The 22,710-nt window shown below is 36.9% G+C and carries 20 protein-coding genes, 1 riboswitch and 1 other annotated feature; of the genes, 5 read left to right on the forward strand and 15 right to left on the reverse strand.

All coding sequences use genetic code 11. From position 1 onward, the window contains the following. Positions 1-131: 131 nt before the first annotated feature. The 7 genes from ACQKMV_RS09930 to hpaB form a co-directional block, all read right to left on the reverse strand. On the reverse strand, positions 132-386 hold the full coding sequence (locus ACQKMV_RS09930) for a DUF1292 domain-containing protein (RefSeq protein ID WP_427503707.1): 255 nt from the start codon (positions 384-386) through the stop codon (positions 132-134). Positions 387-578: 192 nt separating this feature from the next. Next, positions 579-887 carry a DUF1292 domain-containing protein gene (locus ACQKMV_RS09935; protein ID WP_427503708.1) on the reverse strand — a complete coding sequence of 103 codons (309 nt, stop codon included), beginning with the start codon at positions 885-887 and terminating at the stop codon, positions 579-581. An 18-nt stretch (positions 888-905) separates the two neighbouring features. After that, on the reverse strand, positions 906-1,322 hold the full coding sequence (gene ruvX / locus ACQKMV_RS09940; protein ID WP_197145001.1) for a Holliday junction resolvase RuvX: 417 nt from the start codon (positions 1,320-1,322) through the stop codon (positions 906-908). A 2-nt stretch (positions 1,323-1,324) separates the two neighbouring features. Next, positions 1,325-1,591 carry an IreB family regulatory phosphoprotein gene (locus tag ACQKMV_RS09945; protein WP_004226839.1) on the reverse strand — a complete coding sequence of 89 codons (267 nt, stop codon included), beginning with the start codon at positions 1,589-1,591 and terminating at the stop codon, positions 1,325-1,327. 266 nt (positions 1,592-1,857) lie between these two features. Continuing rightward, positions 1,858-4,518, reverse strand: coding sequence for an alanine--tRNA ligase (alaS, locus tag ACQKMV_RS09950; RefSeq protein ID WP_427503710.1), 2,661 nt, complete (start codon positions 4,516-4,518; stop codon positions 1,858-1,860). 111 nt (positions 4,519-4,629) lie between these two features. Continuing rightward, positions 4,630-4,846, reverse strand: a binding site (T-box leader). A 70-nt stretch (positions 4,847-4,916) separates the two neighbouring features. Continuing rightward, complete coding sequence (locus tag ACQKMV_RS09955; protein ID WP_427503711.1) at positions 4,917-5,882, reverse strand: magnesium transporter CorA family protein; 966 nt, start codon at positions 5,880-5,882, stop codon at positions 4,917-4,919. A 285-nt stretch (positions 5,883-6,167) separates the two neighbouring features. Next, positions 6,168-6,333, reverse strand: a riboswitch (M-box (ykoK) riboswitch). Between the two features lie 100 nt (positions 6,334-6,433). Next, positions 6,434-7,870 (reverse strand): 4-hydroxyphenylacetate 3-monooxygenase, oxygenase component, encoded by a 1,437-nt coding sequence (gene hpaB / locus ACQKMV_RS09960; RefSeq protein WP_427503712.1) that lies wholly within the window; start codon positions 7,868-7,870, stop codon positions 6,434-6,436. A gap of 344 nt (positions 7,871-8,214) precedes the next feature. Here hpaB and ACQKMV_RS09965 point away from each other — a divergent pair, with 344 nt between their 5' ends. Continuing rightward, positions 8,215-8,403 carry a hypothetical protein gene (locus tag ACQKMV_RS09965; RefSeq protein ID WP_427503713.1) on the forward strand — a complete coding sequence of 63 codons (189 nt, stop codon included), beginning with the start codon at positions 8,215-8,217 and terminating at the stop codon, positions 8,401-8,403. 227 nt (positions 8,404-8,630) lie between these two features. Here the strand turns inward: ACQKMV_RS09965 and ACQKMV_RS09970 are convergent, their stop codons facing one another. Both ACQKMV_RS09970 and recD2 read right to left on the reverse strand, forming a co-directional pair. After that, entirely contained in the window at positions 8,631-10,340 is a 1,710-nt protein-coding gene (locus ACQKMV_RS09970) for a polysaccharide deacetylase family protein (RefSeq protein WP_427503964.1), read from the reverse strand. 169 nt (positions 10,341-10,509) lie between these two features. Then, complete coding sequence (gene recD2 / locus ACQKMV_RS09975; protein ID WP_427503714.1) at positions 10,510-12,945, reverse strand: SF1B family DNA helicase RecD2; 2,436 nt, start codon at positions 12,943-12,945, stop codon at positions 10,510-10,512. Positions 12,946-13,198: 253 nt separating this feature from the next. On the opposite strand from recD2, the gene ACQKMV_RS09980 reads away from it, so the two are divergent. From ACQKMV_RS09980 to ACQKMV_RS09990, 3 genes are all read left to right on the forward strand, one after another. Then, positions 13,199-13,363 (forward strand): hypothetical protein, encoded by a 165-nt coding sequence (locus ACQKMV_RS09980; protein WP_427503715.1) that lies wholly within the window; start codon positions 13,199-13,201, stop codon positions 13,361-13,363. A 191-nt stretch (positions 13,364-13,554) separates the two neighbouring features. Further along, positions 13,555-14,322: a phosphoribosylformimino-5-aminoimidazole carboxamide ribotide isomerase gene (gene hisA, locus ACQKMV_RS09985; protein WP_427503716.1), complete on the forward strand. Its 768-nt coding sequence runs from the start codon at positions 13,555-13,557 to the stop codon at positions 14,320-14,322. 442 nt (positions 14,323-14,764) lie between these two features. Further along, entirely contained in the window at positions 14,765-15,505 is a 741-nt protein-coding gene (locus ACQKMV_RS09990) for a GTP pyrophosphokinase (RefSeq protein WP_427503718.1), read from the forward strand. A gap of 44 nt (positions 15,506-15,549) precedes the next feature. Here the strand turns inward: ACQKMV_RS09990 and ACQKMV_RS09995 are convergent, their stop codons facing one another. The 4 genes from ACQKMV_RS09995 to cymR all read right to left on the reverse strand — a co-directional run bounded on the left by ACQKMV_RS09995 (position 15,550) and on the right by cymR (position 19,344). Further along, positions 15,550-16,209, reverse strand: a complete 660-nt coding sequence (locus ACQKMV_RS09995; protein ID WP_427423314.1) for a tetratricopeptide repeat protein — start codon at positions 16,207-16,209, stop codon at positions 15,550-15,552. 83 nt (positions 16,210-16,292) lie between these two features. Next, positions 16,293-17,417 (reverse strand): tRNA 2-thiouridine(34) synthase MnmA, encoded by a 1,125-nt coding sequence (mnmA, locus tag ACQKMV_RS10000; RefSeq protein ID WP_427423315.1) that lies wholly within the window; start codon positions 17,415-17,417, stop codon positions 16,293-16,295. 263 nt (positions 17,418-17,680) lie between these two features. Beyond that, positions 17,681-18,829: a cysteine desulfurase family protein gene (locus ACQKMV_RS10005; protein ID WP_427503719.1), complete on the reverse strand. Its 1,149-nt coding sequence runs from the start codon at positions 18,827-18,829 to the stop codon at positions 17,681-17,683. 95 nt (positions 18,830-18,924) lie between these two features. Further along, positions 18,925-19,344: a cysteine metabolism transcriptional regulator CymR gene (gene cymR / locus ACQKMV_RS10010; RefSeq protein WP_427423317.1), complete on the reverse strand. Its 420-nt coding sequence runs from the start codon at positions 19,342-19,344 to the stop codon at positions 18,925-18,927. 212 nt (positions 19,345-19,556) lie between these two features. Here cymR and ACQKMV_RS10015 point away from each other — a divergent pair, with 212 nt between their 5' ends. Further along, entirely contained in the window at positions 19,557-20,846 is a 1,290-nt protein-coding gene (locus ACQKMV_RS10015) for a replication-associated recombination protein A (RefSeq protein ID WP_427503720.1), read from the forward strand. Positions 20,847-21,036: 190 nt separating this feature from the next. Here ACQKMV_RS10015 and ACQKMV_RS10020 read toward each other — a convergent pair whose 3' ends face one another. Then, a complete protein-coding gene (locus ACQKMV_RS10020; protein ID WP_427503722.1) occupies positions 21,037-21,744 on the reverse strand; it encodes a hypothetical protein in 708 nt (235 codons plus the stop codon). Positions 21,745-22,153: 409 nt separating this feature from the next. Then, positions 22,154-22,672 (reverse strand): hypothetical protein, encoded by a 519-nt coding sequence (locus ACQKMV_RS10025; RefSeq protein WP_427503723.1) that lies wholly within the window; start codon positions 22,670-22,672, stop codon positions 22,154-22,156. Positions 22,673-22,710: the final 38 nt, after the last annotated feature.

A 22,710-nucleotide genomic window follows, 5' to 3' on the forward strand; every position in this document is an offset into this window, starting at 1 on the left:
GTTTCCAGCTCCGCTTTGGTCACAAGGCTTTAGGAGTTAAAAGCAATTAACGTGGAGTTCGCACCAATCGCTTGATACGAAGGGTATTCTGTTATCAATCTATGCTTCTACACACGTTTGTATAGTTATGTCTAAATTTTCGTTAACAGTTTAGTTACCCATTCAGCCTCTGTTTCAACAGGCTGTAGATTTGTCATTTCTCCATTGTTATCATCATAATCAAATGTCATAGCAGAAATGTCACCTGGGATTTCATTACCATCTTCGTCAATTAACGAAAACAATACATACGATTTTTCCTCTGCATCGAAGGTAAAGACAACACGACACTTTTGTTCCTTGCCATCCTCTCCAACTAGAAGAAATTCTTGCGTTTCCTCGTTCATTTAATCTCCTCCTTTTAACTATGGTTCAAATTTTGAAACGAGTCCTTAAATATTCAGCATCATTGAGTGATATAAAATCATTTCGCTATAGACTCGCATTATAACTTCATAGCTACTTCATTCTTCCTAAAGTAAAAAAGGAACAAGGAGTGCTTGTTGCCATCCTTGTTCCACACTTTTAAAGATTACGAATTAGTCTTCGTCTTCATCCTCTAAAGCGTTTAATACGTCTTCTACCATATCCCACTCTGCTTCAGTTTCGATTGGTGTTAATTCACCATCTTCACCATTTTCAGATGGTACAAATGAAGATACGAAGATTTCTACAGATCCATCCTCATCTTCTTCTGCGCCTACCATAGAGTAAAATACGTATGATTTGCCAAATTCAGCTGATTCATGTACGTGAATTACTTCACAAAGCTGTTCATTTCCGTTCTCGTCAATCACTGTAATGTGTTGTACATGTAATTCTTCTTCATGGTTATGCTCTTGTGCCATGTGGTGTCACCTCATCAATTAATTTTTGCTATCCAAGTAGCCTTGTAAAATCATCACAGCAGCCATTTTATCAATGACTTGCTTACGCTTTTTGCGACTCACGTCTGCTTCGATTAGCATACGCTCAGCAGCCATCGTTGTTAAACGCTCATCCCAAAGCTTGACCGGTAGAGAAAAAGTTTCTTCTAAAAGCTTTTTATAGTTTTCAGAAGCCTCCCCACGCGGTCCTACCGTATTATTCATGTTTTTCGGGTATCCTACAACAAATTCTGTTATGGCATACTCCTTCACTAGTTCGGCTATACGTTCAATGCCGAACTCGCCGTTAGCTTCATCAATTTTTACGGTTTCAATACCTTGAGCCGTCCACCCTAAAGCATCACTAACAGCAACGCCAACGGTTTTTGACCCAACGTCTAATCCCATAATTCTCATTTCTAGTCCTCGTTATTCTTTTTAATATAAAATTTAACAAGCTCTTCTAGAATTTCATCACGCTCAAGCTTGCGGATTAAATTACGAGCATCCTGATGGCGAGGAATATACGCCGGATCACCAGAAAGTAAATAACCGACAATCTGATTGATAGGATTATATCCCTTTTCCTCTAGTGAAGAATGTACTTTCAACATTACCTGCTTGACTTCCTGTTCCATTGATTCTTCTGGAAAATTAAATTTCATCGTTTGATCAAATGAACTCATGACCAGCACCTCGCTTTCAGAAATAAGGAGATGTGCAAAAAAAGCTCATCTCCAATTTCTCTTTATTATAACATGTTTTGGCGTATTATCAATTATGCCTCGGCATAATTGCGTCCGGAATCGGCTTTGTGTTTAGGCCTGCAAGATGCAGGTCTGTTAGCCGTTATCGCATGGATGCGTTGATCTTAGGCTAACATCCCCTAAGAACTCCTTTTCCGATTCCGTGACATCCGCCGGAGGCTTTAACTTCTTTTCGCTGAAAGAAGTTAAATGGATTTAACATAATCATACACAGAAAGTAGTGCTTCATCAAGTTTTGATGCATCTTTTGCACCTGCCATCGCCATATCTGGACGACCGCCACCTTTACCACCACATGCTTCTGCAACCATTTTAACGATATTTCCGGCATGGTAATTGCCACCAACTAAATCTTTTGTTACGCCAGCACATAGCATTACCTTTTCGCCATCACCAGCACCAAGAACGATAACGGCTTTAGGCATTTTAGCTTTCAAGTCATCCATCATTTGACGCAGTTGATTATTATCCTTCGCTTCAACTTTAGTAGAAAGAACAGTTATATCACCAAAAGTTTGCGCTGCGTCCACAATAGCGCCCGCTTGTGCATTCGCGATTTTTTGTGATAATGACTCATTTTCGCGTTGTAAATCTTTGTAGTCAGCTTGTAATGTGTGTACTTTTGTCACAATATCTTTTGGATTTGCTTTTAACAATGCTGCTGCTTCGTTTAATAAAGCTTCTTCCTCTTTTACTGCTTCATAAGCAACTTTACCTGTCACAGCCTCGATACGACGTGTGCCTGCACCGATACCACCTTCAGAAACAATTTTGAAGAAGCCAATTTCAGAGGAACGTTTTACGTGAATACCACCGCATAACTCAATAGAGTAGTCACCAATTGAAACAACGCGAACGATATCGCCATATTTCTCACCGAATAGCGCCATTGCTCCCATAGCTTTCGCTTCATCGATGCCTTTTTCTTCAATAACGACCTCTATATCATCCCACACTTTTTCATTTACAATACGTTCAATTTGTTGTAATTCCTCTTTTGTCACTTGTCCGAAGTGAGAGAAGTCAAAACGTAAACGATCAGGTCCTACATATGATCCAGCTTGGCTAACATGGTCGCCTAGTACATCTTTTAATGCACGTTGCATAATATGTGTTGCTGTATGGTTTTTAATAATTAAATTACGTTCTTCACGGTTAACTACTGCTTTCACAGCATCTTCAACATGCATTTCGCCAGATTCTACAATTACAGTATGAAGCGGCTGTCCATTTGGAGCCTTTTGTACATCTTTTACAATGGCAGTAAAGCTATCATTAGAAATAACACCGCTATCCGCAATTTGACCACCCATTTCAGCATAGAAAGGTGTTTTAGCTAAAATAACTAGTGCTTCTTGCCCTTCAGATGCTACCTTTGATACTTGGCCATTGACAATTATCGCTGCAATTTCTGAGTCTGTCGTTAATGTATCATAGCCTACAAATTCACTTGCAACCGTCAAGTTTGCTAGCACTTCGTTTTGAACTTGCATAGAATCCACATCTTGACGAGCTGCACGTGCGCGTTCACGTTGTTCTTCCATTGCTACTTCAAAACCTTCATGATCTACTTTCATGCCTACTTCTTCCGCATACTCTTCTGTTAATTCGATTGGGAAACCGTAAGTATCATATAAACGGAATGCATCTGCACCTGGGATATAGTCATGGCCAGCTACTTTTTGAGCTTCTACTACTTCGTTAAAGATAGCAAGACCACCGTCTAATGTTTCATGGAAGCGAATTTCTTCATTTTTAATAACACGTTGGATAAACTCGCATTTTTCCGTTACCTCTGGGTAGAAATCATTCATTATTTCACCAACAGTTGGTACTAATTCAAACATAAATGGCTTTTCAATGCCAATTTGTTTTGCATAGCGCACAGCACGACGTAGTAAACGACGTAATACATAACCACGACCTTCATTTGAAGGAAGAGCACCATCACCAATAGCAAACGCCACTGTACGAATATGGTCCGCGATAACTTTAAATGGAGTATTGATATCTTCTTCTGAACCGAAGATTTCACTTAGCGCTACTTCACTTGGACGTTTGTAGTTGCGATTTGCTAATTGCTCGATTTTTTCAATAATAGGCATGAATAAATCAGTATCAAAGTTCGTTGGAACATTTTGAACAACTGATACGATACGCTCTAGACCCATACCAGTATCAATATTTTGTTTCGGAAGTGGTGTGTATGTGCCATCAGGATTATGGTTGAATTGAGAGAACACTAAATTCCAAATTTCAAGATAGCGTTCATTTTCACCACCAGGATACATTTCTGGATCATTTTCATCTGAACCATATTCTTCCCCACGGTCATAAAAAATTTCTGAGTTAGGACCAGATGGACCTTCACCAATATCCCAGAAGTTCCCCTCTAGTCGGATTAAACGCTCTTCAGGAATACCAATTTCGTTATGCCAAACGTCATACGCTTCTTGATCTTCAGGATGAATAGTAATAGATAAAAGCTCTGGATTAAAGCCCATCCATTTTTTATCCGTTAAGAATTCCCAAGCAAAATGAATAGCTTCTTTTTTAAAATAATCCCCAATTGAGAAGTTACCTAACATTTCAAAAAACGTGTGGTGTCGAGCCGTTTTACCTACGTTTTCAATATCATTTGTACGAATTGATTTTTGAGCATTTGTTATACGTGGATTTTCAGGAATGATACGACCATCGAAATATGGTTTAAGTGTTGCAACACCTGAGTTAATCCAAAGTAATGATGGGTCATTGATTGGCACAAGTGGTGCTGATGGTTCATGATGATGTCCTTTTTCTTTAAAGAATTCTAAATACATGCGGCGAATTTCTACTGCTTTCATTTGAAAAGTTCCTCCCTATATGTTTTGTAAAATCACGAAATGAATCCGCAAATCAATTTTGCCTTGGCGTAAGCTTTCACGCAGATAAACATAAAAAAGCCCTCATCCCCAAAAAGGGACGAGGACTTGTGATTTGTCTCGCGGTACCACCCTAGTTGTAAGTAAAAATATACTTACCTCTCTTTAGCACTTGTAACGTAAGTGAACGGCAGAGATTAACTGCACTCTGGAGTAGCTTTCGGTATTTGCTATTGTGAGGATTTTTTCAGCCAAGAAATCCCTTTCTTTTACACGCACAAATACGTACTTTTTCCATCATCGTTTTTTACAATTTTCTAAGGAGAATTATAAAAAAAATATTTTCTTCTGTCAATTGGCACTATAATTGCTAATCATAGCTAAGCAATCATTTTTTTAAAATATGCCCACATTCCCCAAGTAAAAACAACTAGGAAAACACTAATTATTATTGTCGCTATTGGAGAATCTTGATATGGCAACGGGACATTCATACCGAAAAAACTTGTAATTACTGATAAAGGTAACATAATAGTTGAAATGACTGTTAATAAATTGAGCTTTTCTATCGATTTACCACTTATAATAGAAAAATACGTATCTAAGGTACTGTTTACTAAATCTCTATAAGTTTCTGTAGATTCTACAATCCGTTCTAAATGATCATTTAAATCTTTATAGAAAGGTATATTTTCCTCACGAATTTCAAATTTCCACTGACCATTACTATTTGAAAAAATTCTTTTTTGCGGCATAATTGTTTGTCGAATCAAAATAATAGTTCGTTTTAGTGCAAGGAATTCTTCCGTAACTTCTTTTGGTGCATAATCATATATTTCTTCTTCAAGCTCATCAATTCGTGCTCTAATTCGCTCTAAAACCGGGAAGTAATCATCCGTAATTCCATCGATAATAGTATGCAATAGAAAATCAGTACCCTTATCTAAATACTTTGTACTGTTTAAGCAAACCTTCTCGATGTGACCTAGCCATTTAAGTTTTTGTTTATGAACCGTTACAACATAGTTAGGACCCATAAAAATGTTTAATTCTACAGTTGTTATTTCATTGCTACTTTTTTCGTTATATATTGGTGCATGGAAAACGAAAAATTTGTACTCGCCGTAATTATCCATTTTAGGACGTGAGCCTTCATGAAGACAATCCTCAACTGCTAATGGATGGAAACCAAATATTTCAGCTATATCATTCAATTCATTGTAGTTGTAAGCATATAAATCAACCCATAACAAATCCTCATTATGAAGGTCATGATTAAATTTTTTAATATCGAAATCATGTTGTACTGCGCTATTTCCTTTTTTAAAATAATGGATTTTAATCATTATTCCTCACCTCATGTTTTATTATTTAAGGAAAACAAATAGGTGACGTTATTGATTGTAATTTAGCTTGTTTTAGAAGCATTTCTCATCAATACCCATTTGTTTTGACGATAAGAAATCGACAATCCTTAATTTTTCACTACTACTTAATATTTTCGTATTCGGTTCAGGGCTACTATCCATTTCTTATCACCTTCCTTAAATAACAAAAACACGCCTCCGACGAATGAAGGCGTGTTGAATACACATATCAAAGAAAAGCATAGTTTCAAACACTACTCTGCTTTCTTCCTTCAAACGTTGAGTTTTAGCACTATACGGCATAGGATTTATACCAGCTACGTTAAAAAACACCTTATTTCGATGATTTCTGTTGACCCATTGGCGTCTCTCGACATTTTTGGGCAGTAGCGTATCTCCAGCATAGGAGCCTCACCTAACGAAGGGATTGTTATTTTGTTAATTTCATTGTTCCTGTAAATCATAATGTAAAGTAAAATAACTGTCAAACAAAAATTAAAAATATAGAAAATTAGATATTCTCTAAGAAATTAATTGTTATTTTTCAAAAAGTTTTCTACCCGATTAACTAATTCTTCCCTATTATAAGAATTATAAAGTGCGCTGGCTAAACGGACTGAGTCCCCAAAGAAAAAGCGCTCATATAGTGTTTGTCTTGTACCAAAGCTGCTCATCGTTAAATCCCAAGCTAAGCGGAATTTTTTGACACGGTCCTTTCCACCATCCTGAAAAGACTGTAAAAAATGCTCAAGGTCGCCATTATCCGCAGTAAATGCTTTTTCACTTGGAATGGACATTAATCCGCTTGCGCCAAGTAATTGGATAATTTCTGTAAAGGTTGGATATACTTTAGGGAAAATCTGAATCGCTACTTGTACTGTTGGAAGGTCAGGTCTTATAAAACCAAAATCATCTCTCTTTGCTTCGATTTCAGACTTTACCAGTAAGCCCTTCATCGTTTCTAATGCAACAATGATATCAACAACCTTTTGCTGCACATGTTGATATTCGCCGATATTTATCGTATTTACAATTGACTGTACAACACCTAAGACAAATTCTGTTTTAGCAATTTGACGTGTAAGAACTTGATGTAAACCATATGTTTGAAAACCACTTACGTTCAAAAAGTTATTGGCAACTTCCATATTCTCATAATAAAAGACGCGTTCCCACGGTACTACAACATTATCAAATACAACGATTGCATCCATTTCCTCGTAACGACTACTTAACGGATAATCAAAATCCGATTCGCCTCCGACAAATGATTGTCTACATAAAAACTTTAAACCTTTTGTATTACTTGGTATTGAGAAAGCAAAGCCTTTTCCTTCATCATAACCATTTGTTGATATAACAAGGAGTTCATCTGTAATTCCTCCCTGTGTCGCTAGTAATCTTGCACCTTTAATTACTAACCCTTCGCTCGTTTTATCTACAATTTTAGCAGCAATTGTAACATCTTCATCTTCAAAATAAAATTTTTGACGGTTTACTTGTGGCTCGATAAATGTATGTGTCATAGTCAAATCATTCTCACGAGCATGCTCATAAAATTTTAACAAATGCTGTGGGAAACAATTCGGTTTATCTTTCAAATACTCTGCTACCGATGCTAGAGCCATTAATGTTGTATTCATGTAATCCGGACTTCTCCCCATAAGGCCATGAGTTGATAATGCCCACTCTCGTATTGCATTACGTCTTTTCACGAGATCTTCGACTGTCACTGCTTGAAGGAAAGACATGCCTACACGGTTATTACTCGTTGGTGAAACATAGGTCATCTTCTCAAGCAATGCCTTTTCATTTTGTAAATCAAAAAGCCTTGCCTGACTCTGCATTACTCCCTTAAATGCTGGATGCTCCGACACTTTCCCTGTGACAACTTCCCCGTCAATCGAAATATATGTTTGTAAAGCGTCAATACGGTCAATATATTGCTGTCCTGTAATTACTGGCATGCAGTCACCCCTAAACGTTACAAATGTTTTATACTTATTCAGTATATGAAATTTCCTAATATTAGGTTCCACCCCATCCAACTGTACTATAGCAAAACCTTAAATTTCACAAACTGTACTACTTTATAAATACAGTAAAAACCTCCCTTTATTGCACGATTTTTCAGTTATTTTAGATAAAAACGGTTTCAATCAGCACTTTTTTACCGAGTTCAAATTTGCGACACATTCAACAAAAAGTCCACTTCGACTAGTACAGAATTGCTAGATTTTTTATTTATGTAGGTGTACGATAGCTTCGTAACCAAAACAAATACATCTTTTTATTAAAGGAGAATATATATATGAATAAACAAATCATCTCGTACGTAGCGAAAATGGAAGCTACTTTAATGAATAAAATGGAGGATCATAATGAGGAAAATCTTTTATTTTCTATTGCTTCAGATATGATTGCCAAAGAAAAAGATCAATTTAAAAATGTTTGCCAAGCATATGAAGTAGTTAAACATCACATAGTTGGTATCCACTAAATTCAAATATTGATAATTGTAAAAAAGTCGCATCTACAGATGTGGCTTTTTTTATGGCTCATCATTTCCGTTCCGACTAGGAGCTTTCCTTGGGACGTCAGATGAGCCGCTTGGGCAACAAGTGTTTTATGCGCAAAAGCGAAGCATATATACATGGCATACGTTTTACCAAATGTCATTAAACACATAAAAAAACCCCGATCAATTCAAATTGATCGGGATTTTTTTTAGTGTGCATATGGTAGCACCATTTTTTGGAATTGCTCGAATGTTGTTTGTTGATTACTGGACAAGCGTTTAATTTGATATACATCATCGTACGGATTGTTATAGCCAACTTTCGTTGTAAATGCCATTGTGAATCCCACTTCCTTTACCGCATTAATGATGTTTGCATTATATTGCCCAAACGGATAAGCAAAAGCCTTAGCCTTTGGAATAATTGCTATACTACGCTGTAAATCCTGAACAACCTCATGGTATGGGATTAGCAGCATTTTGCCTTTGTTCCCTACCAAGTCATGTAAATTGTATGTGTGTGATCCGTAGGTAAAAACATCTTGCATATTTGTCATATCCTGACGTGAAAGTGCCTGTAGATCATTATAATTAAAAATCTGTCCATCATTTGAATTTTCATTACGGTACGTAATTAAAAATTGTGTAGCTTTAAAGCCATTATTTTTAAGCACTGGATATGCATATTCACGTGTCGACAATAGGCCATCATCAAAAGTCAAAGCAATTGAATAAGCAGGTAATGTAATTTCATTGCGCATGAAACGCAATAATTCGTCTGCACTAATGGTTTCGTAGTTCTTACTTTTTAAATACGTCATTTCTTTTGCAAATTGAACATCTGTCATCGTAGTACTTACATTTTTGAAACGTCCAAGCTCATGCTCTTTTAGAAGATGATGATACATCATAACAGGGACGCCACGATCTATAGCTATTTTAGAGCGATGGATATATCCTTCACGTCCACCAAGTACTGTTACGTACCAATCCCCTTCTTTTCGCAATATCGGATAACGGCGATTTGTATCTAGTTTGGCAAATGGCTGTAACGCTTTTGTTGCTTTGTCATAAATCTCACTGTTTGCAGAAATAGGTATGAAATACTCATTTTTCATGGCATTGTCCTTACCAACATTTTTATATGAAGGAGTATTTATAATTTTCACCTTTGATTTTTCTGCATAAATATATGATTTCCCCCACCGAACTTGAACATATGTTGGATCCATCGAATCTACAATCTCCAACTGTTGCCCTTTCATTAATGTAGCAATAGCCATTGCTTTTTCACGACGGAAATCATAAAGAATTACGTTTTCAACCGCCTCTATATAGCCATTTTGTTTACTTGGAGGATGAGGAGTTGTAGTTGGTTTTTCAACAGGCGGCTTTGTGGTATTAGTATTAGTATTAGTATTAGTATTTGTTGTATCCTGACCTTTTTCTTCTACAACAAAATTACTATGAACATATCCTAAGCGTCCGTTCACTGCAATTCCATACCAATTACCCATTCTGTTATATATAGGGAAGCGAACTCCCTCCGACAATGTGGCAAATTGAACCAGTTTATTGCCAGTATTATCGTAAATCGGTGCAACGCTTGTTGGGACAATATAGTCCTTTATTTTAGCAACAGCAGGGACTGTATTTTTATAGTTTTTTGCTGAAACAACCGTTGTATAACGTTTTTCAACATAACCATAATAACCACCCCAACGAATTTGCCACCAATTGGCTCCATAATCTTTTGTTACTTCAAAAGTTTGCCCTGCTGATAATGTTCCTACCTGAACTAGTGAGCCTGAACGATTATCAAAGACAGTTGCTTCTTCATTCACTTGGATGACGGTATTAGTTGCAAATGCTTTTTCTGCAAAAGGTAATACCATAATGAACAGAAGCAATACTAGCATGCGTTTCACAATATTCACCTCATAAAATTTTTATTATCTTTTACTTCAATCATTAGACGATTTTCCAACCAATAAAAGTTTATTGGTTGAATTAATTTCATAAATCATATTTTCCAAGAGCTTATTTGGGAGGTGCCCGTTTTTATTGTTTCAGAACCCTTGATACTATTTATGAAATATCTAAATAATCATACGGTGAGATACCATCCATTCCAATCAAAGGATGGATATATGGTTCCGTTTCGACCGTTAGTTTACTATCAATAGATGGTTTTTCTTTCTGTAAATCGTCTTTCAAAGGAATCGTTTCAGCTTCCGCAACTTCCTCTGCTATATTCATTGGATTGAGTCTTGCACGTAGAGACGTAAAGCGCTGTAAATCATCCGTACGCTGTAAGCCATCTGCTAGCACATCAGGCTCACCGCATAAAATCAAGAAATTTTTTGCACGCGTTATACCCGTATATAACAAATTACGTCGCAGCATTTTAGAATATCCTCGGACAACCGGCATTATAACTGTTTGGAACTCAGAGCCTTGCGATTTATGAATTGAACAACAGTAGGCCAGTGTCAATTGATTGAGGTCACTACGTTGATAAGTTACTTCAATACCGTCGAATGACACAACAAGCAAATCTTGTTTCTCAATTGTTTCCTTTGCCTTAATAATACTGATTACCTCACCCATATCACCATTAAAAACATTGCTCTCTGGTTGATTAACAAGCTGTAAGACCTTATCCTTTATGCGATATGTGACATCACCAAAGACGAGCTCTTTTCTAGTACCAGTGTCGTTAGGATTAATAAGATTCTGAATCATTTTATTTAAATTGTCTATTCCTGCGGGACCTTTGTACATTGGTGCTAACACTTGGATATTACGAATTTCTTGACCTTTGGCAACCGCACTTTTCACCACTTGTGTGACAACGTTTGCTACCTGATCTGAGGAGGCTTTAATAAATGAACGGTCAGACGTTTTTAACGTTAGGTCATTTGTGATATTACCACGTTTAATTTGATGAGCAAGTTCAATAATCGTTGAGCCCTCTGCTTGTCGATATACATCTGTTAATTCAACAGTTGGTATTTGCCCAGAAGCCAACAAATCCTTTAACACCTGTCCTGGTCCTACTGGTGGAAGCTGATCTTGATCGCCAACAAATACAACTTGAACATCCTCATGCAAGGATTTTAATAATTGATGCGCGAGCCAAGTATCGACCATCGACATTTCATCTACAATAATGAGTTTCCCTGTAACTTCACGTTCAGTTTCTTCCTCTTTCTCCTGACCAGTAAAGCCTAGCAGTCGATGAATTGTCATTGCTGGAAGTTCTGTTGATTCCGATAAACGCTTGGCTGCACGTCCTGTTGGAGCACATAAAATAATCGGAAATGGTTCTTCTTTTTGTGCGTATTCTTTCGGGTTTAATGATAGTCCATGTAACTTTGCATACACTTCTACTACACCCCGAACAACAGTTGTTTTACCAGTACCAGGGCCACCAGTTAAAATCATAACAGCTGAGTTTAAAGCTTGCTCAATAGCATTCGCTTGTGTTTCAGCATATGCGACATTGAGCATCTCTTCTGTTTCACCAATCGCTTTGCGTATTTCGTCCTTGCTAAAATGTTCAGCCTTATTGTTACGTTCGATTAAAGCTAATATTTTTGATGCAATTCCGACTTCTGAGAAATATAGAGATGGTAAATATAATCTCGTTTCTTCCCCGCAAATTTTACTTTCCTCACGCAATTCGATACAAGCTTTAGAAATGGTCTCAAAAGGAATATCTTCTCGTTGGCTTTGCTCAAGCATATCTTTTACTAGCGGTAAAACATGTTCTGCATCTAAATACACATGCCCATCCGATAAAGCTGCTGTATTTAGAGTATGTAAAATCGCCGCCTTAATACGGTCTGGATGATTGCCAGTAATCCCTAATTTTGCACCTAGCTCGTCGGCACGAAAGAAACCCACACCCTCTACATCTTCAATAAGGCGGTATGGATTTTCAGTTAATAATTCAACTGCCTCTGTTCGATATGTTTGGTAAATTTTCATGCCGAGCTGTGGTCCGAAACCCCATTCATTAAGTTGAATCATCACTCGTTCTAAGCCTAGATTTTGTTCAATCGTACGATGGATAACCTCTTTTTTTTCAGCAGATAGTCGAGGTACAGCATCAAGCGCATTTGGATCCTCTAAAATAAGACGTAACGCATTCGCCCCGAGCTTTTCTACGATTGTTTCAGCAGTTTTTCTTCCGATTCCAACAAACAGATCACTCGATAAGTAATGAATAATCCCTTGCTCTGTTGCCGGCACTTCTTTTGTAAACGTCTCAATTTGAAATTGCACACCATATTTTGGATGTTGCTTCATTATACCTGTAAAACGATATTGTTCATCCATTTGTAACGGCGGAAAATATCCAACAACTATTATTTCCTTATCCTCATACTGTAAGTTGGTCTCTTGAATTTTCACACGAACTATCGAATACATGTTTTGAGCATTGTGGAAGATAGAGACAATCGGACGTCCGAGTATGAAAAATTTATTTAATTCAAATAAATCAGGATTCTCTGCCATTTTCGGTTCGTCCTTTCGTGTTCTTTTCAATCATTATATTTTACCACAGCATATCAGGAAAAATCGTTTAAAAAGACAATTCACTATATTTTAATCAATTATGCCCCGGCATAATTCCGTGACATCTGCCAGAGGCTTTAGGCCAACAGATGTTTTTTGTGCGAAAGCGCAGTGCTAACGTAGCGTCAGCAAAAGGGGTTCGTTCTGTGCGAAAGCGTAGTGCAACGAAGCGACAGCAACAGGGGTTCATTCTGTGCGAAAGCGTAGTGCAACGAAGCGACAGCAACAACACGATGTTGGTCACTCAGGCGTTTTCACAGGATGTGAAGTTTTTAGCCTGAGTGCCTCTATTTCAGCAAATGTCTTTTGTACCGAAAGCATAGCGACAGGTACAGATTTCTTTTGTACGAAAGCGTAGCGACAGGTACAAATGTTTAGTTATCCGATGAAAAGGCGGCAGAATTCTGTTAGCTGACATTTCGCATTAGCTATCAGAATATTCACTAAATGCAGTTAACATTATTTTGACAATTGACATTTCACCGCTATTAACAACCTTTCCATGCTATGATATAGATGAACTTGTTGCACGGAAGGATTGTGAAGCTATTGGAATTTAGACCTTGTATCGATTTACACGATGGCAAAGTAAAACAAATTGTTGGCAGTACACTTGGTCATACAGATCAAGAAGTCATCGAAAACTTTATTTCAAATCATGACTCTAGTTATTATGCAAAAATGTTTGCCAAGGATCATTTAACAGGTGGTCACGTCATTATGCTAGGTGATGGAAACGAAGAAGCTGCATTTGCAGCACTAGCAGCTTACCCTCAAGGTTTGCAGGTTGGTGGGGGCATTACTACTGAAAATGCAAAAAAGTATATTGATGCGGGTGCTTCCCATGTTATTGTCACATCATTTATTTTCTATGATGGTAAGCTTAATTTAGATCGACTAAAGCAATTAGTACAGATTATCGGTAAACAGCATCTTGTCATCGATTTAAGCTGTCGTATGCGCGATGGAAAATGGTTTGTTGTGACTGATAAATGGACAAAGTTTAGTGATTTTGAAGTAAATGCTGAGTCTATTGCGTATATCGAAAATTTCTGTGATGAACTACTTATTCACGCTGTTGATGTAGAAGGAAAAAAAGGCGGTATGCAGGAAAGCTTAGTGCATGATTTAGCCACTTGGACAACCATCCCAACAACGTATGCTGGAGGAATTCGTTCTTTAGACGACTTAAAGAAATTTAAAAATATCGCAAATGGTAGACTTCATGTTACAATTGGTAGCGCTCTTTCAATATTTGGTGGAGATTTACCTTATTCAGACGCGGTGAATTTTTGCAAAAAGAGTGAAGTATTATGAAGTTAGGATTATGTTTTTCCTTTTGAGGAAACAAATTTCAAACTCATTATATATGGTAAATATTTCAAATGCAATACAAAAGATAATTCACTTTCGTTGCATATACAGCTAGTCGATAACAACTGCTACTTGAGTTTTCAAAATCTTTAAAGGCAACATGTGGCATCCTACATGATCAAGAAACAGAACCTTATATTGGTACGTATATCGATTTACAAATATTCGTTGATGAATTTAATAAACGATGCAACTTAAATGCTAAAATTATCGTTTGATGACTAAGGGGACTAAACATCCCCTTTTTTAATTGAAACAAGAATACTACATAATTTAGAGCACATATTTCTGTTTAGTAGCTATTTTTGTTAAGCTATTATTTAAGGAGATCCATAAAAAAAAATTTCATTAATGTTATTTGCTAAAAGAAAGGATTTTATGAAGAATGAAAAATGAACTCGAAGCAATCACTTTAAAAAACCTACAATCAGAAATAACACGTTTCTTTTTAGCCTATAGATTTGCCTTGCAAGAAATTGAAACGAAAATTAACATTTTACAAGAAGAGTTTAAATTAATTCACGAATATAACCCGATTGAGCATATATCAACTCGAGTAAAATCACCAAAAAGTATATTGTCAAAGATCAAGAAAAAGAACCTTGAGACATCTGTCGAAGTGATTCGTGAAAACATTCGTGATATTGCGGGTGTGCGAATTACATGCTCCTTTGTAGAGGATATTTATAAAGTAAGTGCCATGCTACAGTCGCAAAATGATATTGAAGTTGTGGATGTAAAAGATTATATTAAATCCCCAAAGGAGAATGGCTATCAAAGCTTGCATCTTATTATAAAAATCCCAATTTTTATGTCCGATCGTGTGGAAAGTGTTTATACAGAAATTCAAATTCGTACAATTGCAATGGACTTCTGGGCTAGCCTTGAACATAAAATCTATTACAAATACAACAAGGAAGTACCTGAACATATACGTTTGGAATTGAAGGAAGCTGCCATTCAAGCAGCTGAACTGGATCGAAAAATGGAACGACTTAATGAAGAAATAAATATTTTAAAAGCGGATGAAGAAGAGACGTCATTAGATGCAATGCCTATTGCTTATTTAGCACAATATCTAACTCAACTACCACTTGATTATTCTTCTGAGGATGATCAAGACTAAACTCACGATATAAAAGGATGCCGAAGTAATTCCGGCATCCTCTTTTAGTTAAATCGCTGTGCAATCATATCATAAATATATCGTGCTTGGTCGTAATCAGGCTGTAATGTAAAGGCTTGTTTTAGGTGGTACATGGCATCTTCTGTTTGCTCAGTAGATACCGCATATAGTACACCTAAATTATAATGTGCATCTGCGTTATTCCAATCCTGTTCGATTAAATAGTCTAACTCCTTTTTACCCTCGTCAAACATTTCTAGTGCACAGAGCACAATTGCATATGCCAGACGAATTTGCGTATCTTCTGGTGCAAGCTCTGAAGCTCGTTGTAAATATGGCAGTGCAAGCTTCGGATTTTCCATTCGCTCAAAGCATTTACCCATCATATAATACACATCTGCGCCTTCAATATTATGTTTTAGTGCTTGCTCATAAAGCTTTACTGCTTCCGCATAACGCTCCGCATTATAATATAAATTTGCTAAACCATAGTAGGCAGTTGCTGCCGTTTCATCCACAGTGATTGCTTTTTGAAAAAAACGCTCTGCTCGTTCAGTATCCTCTAAGACCGCTAAGAGATTTCCGAAATTCACATATCCAATTGGATTTTCAGGCTCTGCTTCAATTGCTTGTGTAAAAAGTTGTGCCGCATCCTCGTAGCGCTTTTCTTGAAATGCTTGAATGCCTTGCTCGTTAAAATTCATTGTTTTGTTCACCTCTATGTAGCGAAAGACCGCCTAACTCCATACACTTTCAGGGAAAGTAGTATAAGCAGTCTTTTCGCAAATTAACCTACATATGTTAGTTTTTCATTATTTTTAAAAACTTCGTCGATCGTACCGCCACCTAAACATTCTTCACCATCATATAATACAACAGCTTGTCCAGGTGTGATTGCACGTACTGGTTCAGCAAACGTAATATGTGTACGTCCATCTTCTAATATTTCTACTTCCACTGGTGTATCCGTTTGACGATAGCGGAATTTTGCTGTGCATGAAAATTTCCCGGGCAATTTTTTTGTCGAAGTATAGTTCATTTTCACAGCAGTCAGTGAAGTAGAATAAAGTGAATCATTATGGAAACCTTGCCCAACTAGTAACACATTGCGCTCCAAATCTTTCCCTAACACGAACCAAGGCTCACCGTCACCACCAATTCCAAGACCATGACGTTGACCAAGTGTATAATACATTAATCCGTCATGTTGGCCCATTACGACACCTTCCATCGTTTCCATCTTACCAGGTTGCGCCGGTAAATATTGGCCTAAAAATTCTTTGAAATTACGCTCTCCAATAAAGCAAATTCCTGTTGAATCCTTTTTCTTAGCTGTAGCTAACCCAGCTTCCTCCGCAATTTTACGGACTTCTTTTTTCTCAATATCTCCAATTGGGAACATTACATGCGACAATTGTTCCTGCGATAATTGGTTTAAGAAATACGTTTGATCTTTATTATCGTCTATGCCACGAAGCATTTTAACTTCGCCATCACCACTACGATCAACACGAGCATAGTGACCTGTCGCTAAATAATCGGCTCCAAGATCCATCGCATGCTCTAAAAACGCTTTAAATTTAATTTCCTTATTACACATAACATCAGGATTTGGTGTGCGCCCTGCTTTATATTCTTCTAAAAAGTATGTGAAAACCTTATCCCAATATTGCTTTTCAAAATTCACTGCATAGTAAGGAATCCCGATTTGATTACATACTTTAATTACATCATCATAGTCTTCTGTAGCTGTACAAACGCCATTTTCGTCTGTATCATCCCAGTTTTTCATAAATATCCCGATTACTTCATATCCTTGTTGTTTTAGTAAATATGCAGCAACCGAAGAATCTACCCCACCCGACATGCCGACAACAACACGAATTTGTGAGGGGTCACGTGTTTCTTTCATTATGGTCACCTTTTCTTTTATATAAATTCCATTAAATGTACAATTTTTAACAGGTGTGTTGATTAACCCTTTTTATACATTCAAACTAATTCGAATAGGCTGATTTGCGCTACAGGCTACTCGCTTTCTTGCGGGAGTCGAGCAGCCTGTAGCTACAATCAGTTAAAATGTAAATATATTAGCGAGATAACAACAAAAAATCCTTTTATCTCTCAATAATAAACCTATTTTCCCCTAATCAACACGCCTAAATTTTTACCAAACTATTTTTTCGCTAGTCTTTTCACAATGGCAGCAGTTTTTTCAGCCACAAGTTGTATGTCAGCTTCTGTTAAACCCTGACCGAAGCTAAAACGAATCGAGTTACGTAATTCTTCTGCCCCTTGTCCAAACATCGCAACTAAAACGTGTGATGGATCGATGGAACCAGCAGTGCACGCAGAACCACTCGATACGCAAATACCTGCCATATCAAGATTTACTAGGAATGACTCTACTTCCATACCAGAAAAACTTACATTTAAAACGTGTGGGAGCGTATTTTCTAAATCTCCATTCACATGAAATGCTAGATTTTCTTTCGTGAAAACATCCAACACTATTTGCTTAAAGCGATTGTATAGCGCGCGCTTCTCTTCCCGCAACTCATTTGCAATTTCCACTGCTGTCGCAAAGCCGATCGCTGCGGGCACATTTTCAGTTCCTGCACGACGTTTTTTCTCGTGTGCTCCCCCTAATGCATAACTAGCAAATGGTGTTCCTGCTTTTTGATAAAGGAAACCAATACCCTTAGGACCATTAATTTTATGTGCGGAAACACTTAGTAAATCAACATGTAAATCAACAACATTAATTGACTCTAAACCGTACGCCTGAACAGCATCTGTATGGAAAATAGCCTTATGTTCACGTAACAAGTTACCAATTTCAGCAATCGGTTGAATCGTACCAATTTCATTATTACCATACATAATCGTTACTAAAATTGTATCCTCACGTAATGCATTTCGCACGTCTTCTACCGAGACGCGTCCTTTTTCATCGACCGGTAAATATGTTACTTCAAAGCCATCTCGCTCAAGCTTTTCACAAGTATGTAACACAGCGTGATGTTCAATTTGTGTGGTAATAATGTGCTTCCCTTCAGCAGCGCGTGCATAAACTGTGCCAAAAATAGCCGTATTATCCGCCTCTGTTCCGCCACTTGTTATAATAATTTCCCCAGGTTGAGCACCAATTGATTGGGCTAGTATTTCACGTGCATCATCTAAATATTTGCGCGCCTCTCTACCTATTCCATGAATACTTGATGCATTTCCATAAACCTGTTTCATTGCTGTAGTCATAGCGTCTATTACTTTGTCATTCATTGGTGAAGACGCTGCATGATCGAGATAAATATATGAATTCATGTTGAAAACTCCTTTATTCGAAAAGCGCTAAAGGTCCGTCTCCCTATCACATGACATTACGTCGACTTAGGGAGCGATGCTTTAGCCTAAACATTTTAAATGTAGAACATATAGCCGTCCGCTACATTTTCCTCAGTATACTGTGCTAAATCCTCAATTGTCGTAGTATCTAATACATTTTTCACAGCATCACGAATACGAAGCCATAACTCTCGCTGAGGCGCCTCTTCATTTTCAATACCTTCTACTGGCTGTATTGGACCCTCTAATACACTGATAACATTAGCCGCTGAAATTTCACTTGGTGGATTTGCTAGCATATACCCACCATATGCACCGCGCACACTTTTCACTAAGCCTGAATTACGTAATGGTGAAACCAACTGCTCTAAGTATGCCTCAGAAAGCTCCTTTTCAGCAGCAATTTTGCGTAGCGGAATAGGTCCTTCTCCATAATGCTTTGCTAATTCAATCATAATCGTTAGCCCATAACGGCCCTTTGTAGAAATTTTCATTTTATCACCCTCAAATAGTCTAGTCAAAAATACTACCAACAGTATATCATAATCTCCTCTCGAAGAACTCGGAAATACTCTCGGGAGGTTATGATATACTATTAATTATGCCTTAGTATAGTTAGGCAAAATACAAATAACGCTTCATTATAAACACAAAAAACATTTAGAAATCAAAAATCTTTGAAAACTGTTGAAAGGGGAAATTTTTAATGCATAATGAACCACTTGCTTATCGTATGCGTCCTTTAACCCTTGATGAGATTGTAGGGCACCAAGATTTTATCGGTCCTAATACAGCTCTTTATAAAATGATTCAAAATGAACATATTCCATCCATGTTGCTGTATGGTGAGCCAGGAATCGGCAAAACGTCAATAGCGAATGCCATAGCAGGAAGTACAAAGCTCCCCTTTTTCGCGCTCAATGCTACTCGTGCTGGTAAAAAGGACGTCGAGGATATTGTACAGGAAGCTAGAATCTCAGGGAAAGTTCTTCTTTTTTTGGATGAAATTCATCGTTTTAATAAATTACAGCAGGATGCTTTGTTGCCACATGTTGAAAACGGCTCAATCGTGTTAATTGGAGCTACGACGGAAAATCCGTACCATGATGTAAATCCCGCTATCCGTTCACGTTGCGGGGAAATATATCAACTAAAACGTTTAACGAGAGAAAATATAAACGAGCTTATAAAAAAAGCACTTTCTAATGAAAAACGCGGGCTTGGTAAATATCATTTTGCATTAACAGATAATCAAATAGAGCAAATTGCTGGAGCAGCTAATGGAGACGCACGGAAGGCATTGACTTTGCTTGAATCGATTTATTATGCAAGTGATGAAGTGGACGGTCAAACAATTGCTGCTGATCATATCATTGAACATCTTATCGGTAGAATTGGCGTTTATGGTGATAAAAAAGGATCCAATTTTTATAATTTACTATCTGCGTTGCAAAAATCTGTTCGTGGAAGTGATACGAATGCAGCATTGTATTATTTAGCTCATTTATTGGAAACAGGTGATTTGGTAGCTGTTAGTCGACGCTTACTTGTTATGGCTTATGAGGATATAGGCCTTGCCAATCCTGATGTAGGACCGCATATGCTTGCGGCTGTACAAGCGGCAGAGCGTTTAGGGTTACCAGAGGCGCGTATTCCGCTTGCAAGTGTTGTTATTGAAATGTGTCTAGCATCCAAATCCAATTCTGCAATTGTAGCCATTGATGCAGCAATTGCTAGCATCCATGAAGGGAAAACAGGCGATATACCACATCATCTACGCGATGCTCATTATGAAGGGGCTAAAGATTTAGGTCATGTAGGCTATCAATATCCCCACAACAGTCCTGTAGGAACATTTGGTGGATGGGTCGACCAGCAATATTTACCCGATGAGCTTGTGGGAACTGAATTTTACAAGCCTGTCATTGCTGGTGAAGAAAAAAGAATGGCCGGAATCTACGAAAGGCTAAAATCATTTCATAAGAATGAAAAGTAATATCTTTATTTGACTAAGTTACTGAAAAACATTTTAAAATGACTTTTCATGAAAATAGGGCACTTCAATTTTAACAAGAAGCGCCTTATTTTTTTACTTTTATTTTTTCTTAATGTTCAATGATGAATTATTAGCCTTTTTATTTCATTGATTTAATATCCTATAAAAAAACAGGCAAACTGCTAAGCAATCAGCCTGTAACGGTTACCTCATTTGTTGTATAGCACTTATCGTAAAATAGGTTCAATGTATCTCCCACATTTCTCATTGATGGTAATCTAGTCGTTTCTTTTTCTTCTTCCCCATTTTCTATATCATGAAGAAAATTATAGGTTTGATAGAGTAGACTAGCAAATTCCTGTGAGTTCTCCCTTACTTCAAAACGAATTGCTTTTACAGCAATTGCTTGACCAATCGATTGCTCCCTTGACGGGGAGGATTGATCATCTACACTATCATCTGTAGTTCTATATAATAATTTTAATCCCTCATAAACTTCCTCGTTATCACTAAACCGTTCCTTTATCCACCGCAAGACAAATTGTAATAGGACAATGGCATAAATAAGTGACAGACATTCATCTCCAAAAGATTTTTTCGATAAACGTTTAAAGTATTCCGCTTGTGTCACCACTTCGAATATGATTAAACGAATTGGATACAGGAGAGCATGTCCACTGTTGATATATAATTTTTCTCGATCTTTATACATAGCCAACCAAAAATCCCTAACTAATGAGATAGATTTTCTTGTCGAGAGAGCTAATTGACATTGGATATGCTCATGTTCAAGTATTGGTTGTAAAAGCTGCAGAAATAATAGTTCCTCATCCTCACTTACTAATAGGAGTGGTTTTTCTAATTTCGTCAAATCGATTTCGATACCGTTTATTAACATTGCCTAGCCCCCTTCCAATAAATTCTTACAGCATGAAATAAACCTTGATCATCACAGTAAGGTAGGGTTGAATTAAGTTGTGATTGGCACCCCAATCAACATTTATACATCGTTTTAATAAATCTCACATATATTTTCAATTTTTTAACTATATTTCGACAAAAATTTATAAATACCTTTAAAGAAAAAAGTCCTTTTTTTATTTCCTTACAACAAAATTTTAATACTACTACAATAGTCTACTCTCAATAATCTACTAACATTAAAAAAATCTGCAAAACTTTAAGAACTGACCCCCCTCACAAAACAGAGTGTTGTAAGGATTGGTGGATCAACCGCAAAAAGTAGCAGATTCTAGATTGTTATTTTATTCTATTATATGAAAGTGATAATAAATCACTACTAGAAATTATCGAGTAATTTCATTTTCAACAAATACTTTAAATTGTTGCAAGCATTGTTTGACTGCACCTTTTTGTTCAAGTACTGCATTTCGTAGTGATGCTGTTTTCTCTTCATCCTTTACGATTTCACTATAAAGTGCAAAAATTGCCGATAATAATTGTTCATTCTCTTCCTGGTCAATGCTAGGTAAAGAATAAGCAGAAATCGTTAGTAATTGTTCAACTTTTTCAGGTGTTTTTTGTAACTCATTAGTTGAATAATAAGTTGATGCCGCTAAAAAATAGCAAAGCTTTGCACAACAATCTATAAACAAATGCCAATATGTATTGGCACTTGGTAATTCACCCGCCCTATTGTCAATATACTCTTTATAGAAGGTTGTAACTTGTATATATAAAGGCTTTAGCTCTCTCATAGCTTTTGGATAATTATTAGATGTATCCAAATAGTCAAATACAATATCATTCATTTTCTCTTGAAGTTTTACAATATCTAAATGATCACGAATTACTTGAATTTCCATTTTACCACTCTCCCATGTTGTCATTTGTTTTCTAAACG

Origin of the sequence: Lysinibacillus sp. NPDC094403 (assembly GCF_050278745.1) — a bacterium.
Lineage (GTDB): Bacteria > Bacillota > Bacilli > Bacillales_A > Planococcaceae > Lysinibacillus.

Bases quoted from the DNA above. Each gene is read 5' to 3' on its own strand.
- ACQKMV_RS09930 (WP_427503707.1), bottom strand. From the start codon at position 386: ATGAACGAGGAAACGCAAGAATTTCTTCTAGTTGGAGAGGATGGCAAG.
- ACQKMV_RS09935 (WP_427503708.1), bottom strand. From the start codon at position 887: ATGGCACAAGAGCATAACCATGAAGAAGAATTACATGTACAACACATT.
- ruvX (WP_197145001.1), bottom strand. From the start codon at position 1,322: ATGAGAATTATGGGATTAGACGTTGGGTCAAAAACCGTTGGCGTTGCT.
- ACQKMV_RS09945 (WP_004226839.1), bottom strand. From the start codon at position 1,591: ATGAGTTCATTTGATCAAACGATGAAATTTAATTTTCCAGAAGAATCA.
- alaS (WP_427503710.1), bottom strand. From the start codon at position 4,518: ATGAAAGCAGTAGAAATTCGCCGCATGTATTTAGAATTCTTTAAAGAA.
- ACQKMV_RS09955 (WP_427503711.1), bottom strand. From the start codon at position 5,882: ATGATTAAAATCCATTATTTTAAAAAAGGAAATAGCGCAGTACAACAT.
- hpaB (WP_427503712.1), bottom strand. From the start codon at position 7,870: ATGCCAGTAATTACAGGACAGCAATATATTGACCGTATTGACGCTTTA.
- ACQKMV_RS09965 (WP_427503713.1), top strand. From the start codon at position 8,215: ATGAATAAACAAATCATCTCGTACGTAGCGAAAATGGAAGCTACTTTA.
- ACQKMV_RS09970 (WP_427503964.1), bottom strand. From the start codon at position 10,340: ATGCTAGTATTGCTTCTGTTCATTATGGTATTACCTTTTGCAGAAAAA.
- recD2 (WP_427503714.1), bottom strand. From the start codon at position 12,945: ATGGCAGAGAATCCTGATTTATTTGAATTAAATAAATTTTTCATACTC.
- ACQKMV_RS09990 (WP_427503718.1), top strand. From the start codon at position 14,765: ATGAAAAATGAACTCGAAGCAATCACTTTAAAAAACCTACAATCAGAA.
- ACQKMV_RS09995 (WP_427423314.1), bottom strand. From the start codon at position 16,209: ATGAATTTTAACGAGCAAGGCATTCAAGCATTTCAAGAAAAGCGCTAC.
- mnmA (WP_427423315.1), bottom strand. From the start codon at position 17,417: ATGAAAGAAACACGTGACCCCTCACAAATTCGTGTTGTTGTCGGCATG.
- ACQKMV_RS10005 (WP_427503719.1), bottom strand. From the start codon at position 18,829: ATGAATTCATATATTTATCTCGATCATGCAGCGTCTTCACCAATGAAT.
- cymR (WP_427423317.1), bottom strand. From the start codon at position 19,344: ATGAAAATTTCTACAAAGGGCCGTTATGGGCTAACGATTATGATTGAA.
- ACQKMV_RS10015 (WP_427503720.1), top strand. From the start codon at position 19,557: ATGCATAATGAACCACTTGCTTATCGTATGCGTCCTTTAACCCTTGAT.
- ACQKMV_RS10020 (WP_427503722.1), bottom strand. From the start codon at position 21,744: ATGTTAATAAACGGTATCGAAATCGATTTGACGAAATTAGAAAAACCA.
- ACQKMV_RS10025 (WP_427503723.1), bottom strand. From the start codon at position 22,672: ATGGAAATTCAAGTAATTCGTGATCATTTAGATATTGTAAAACTTCAA.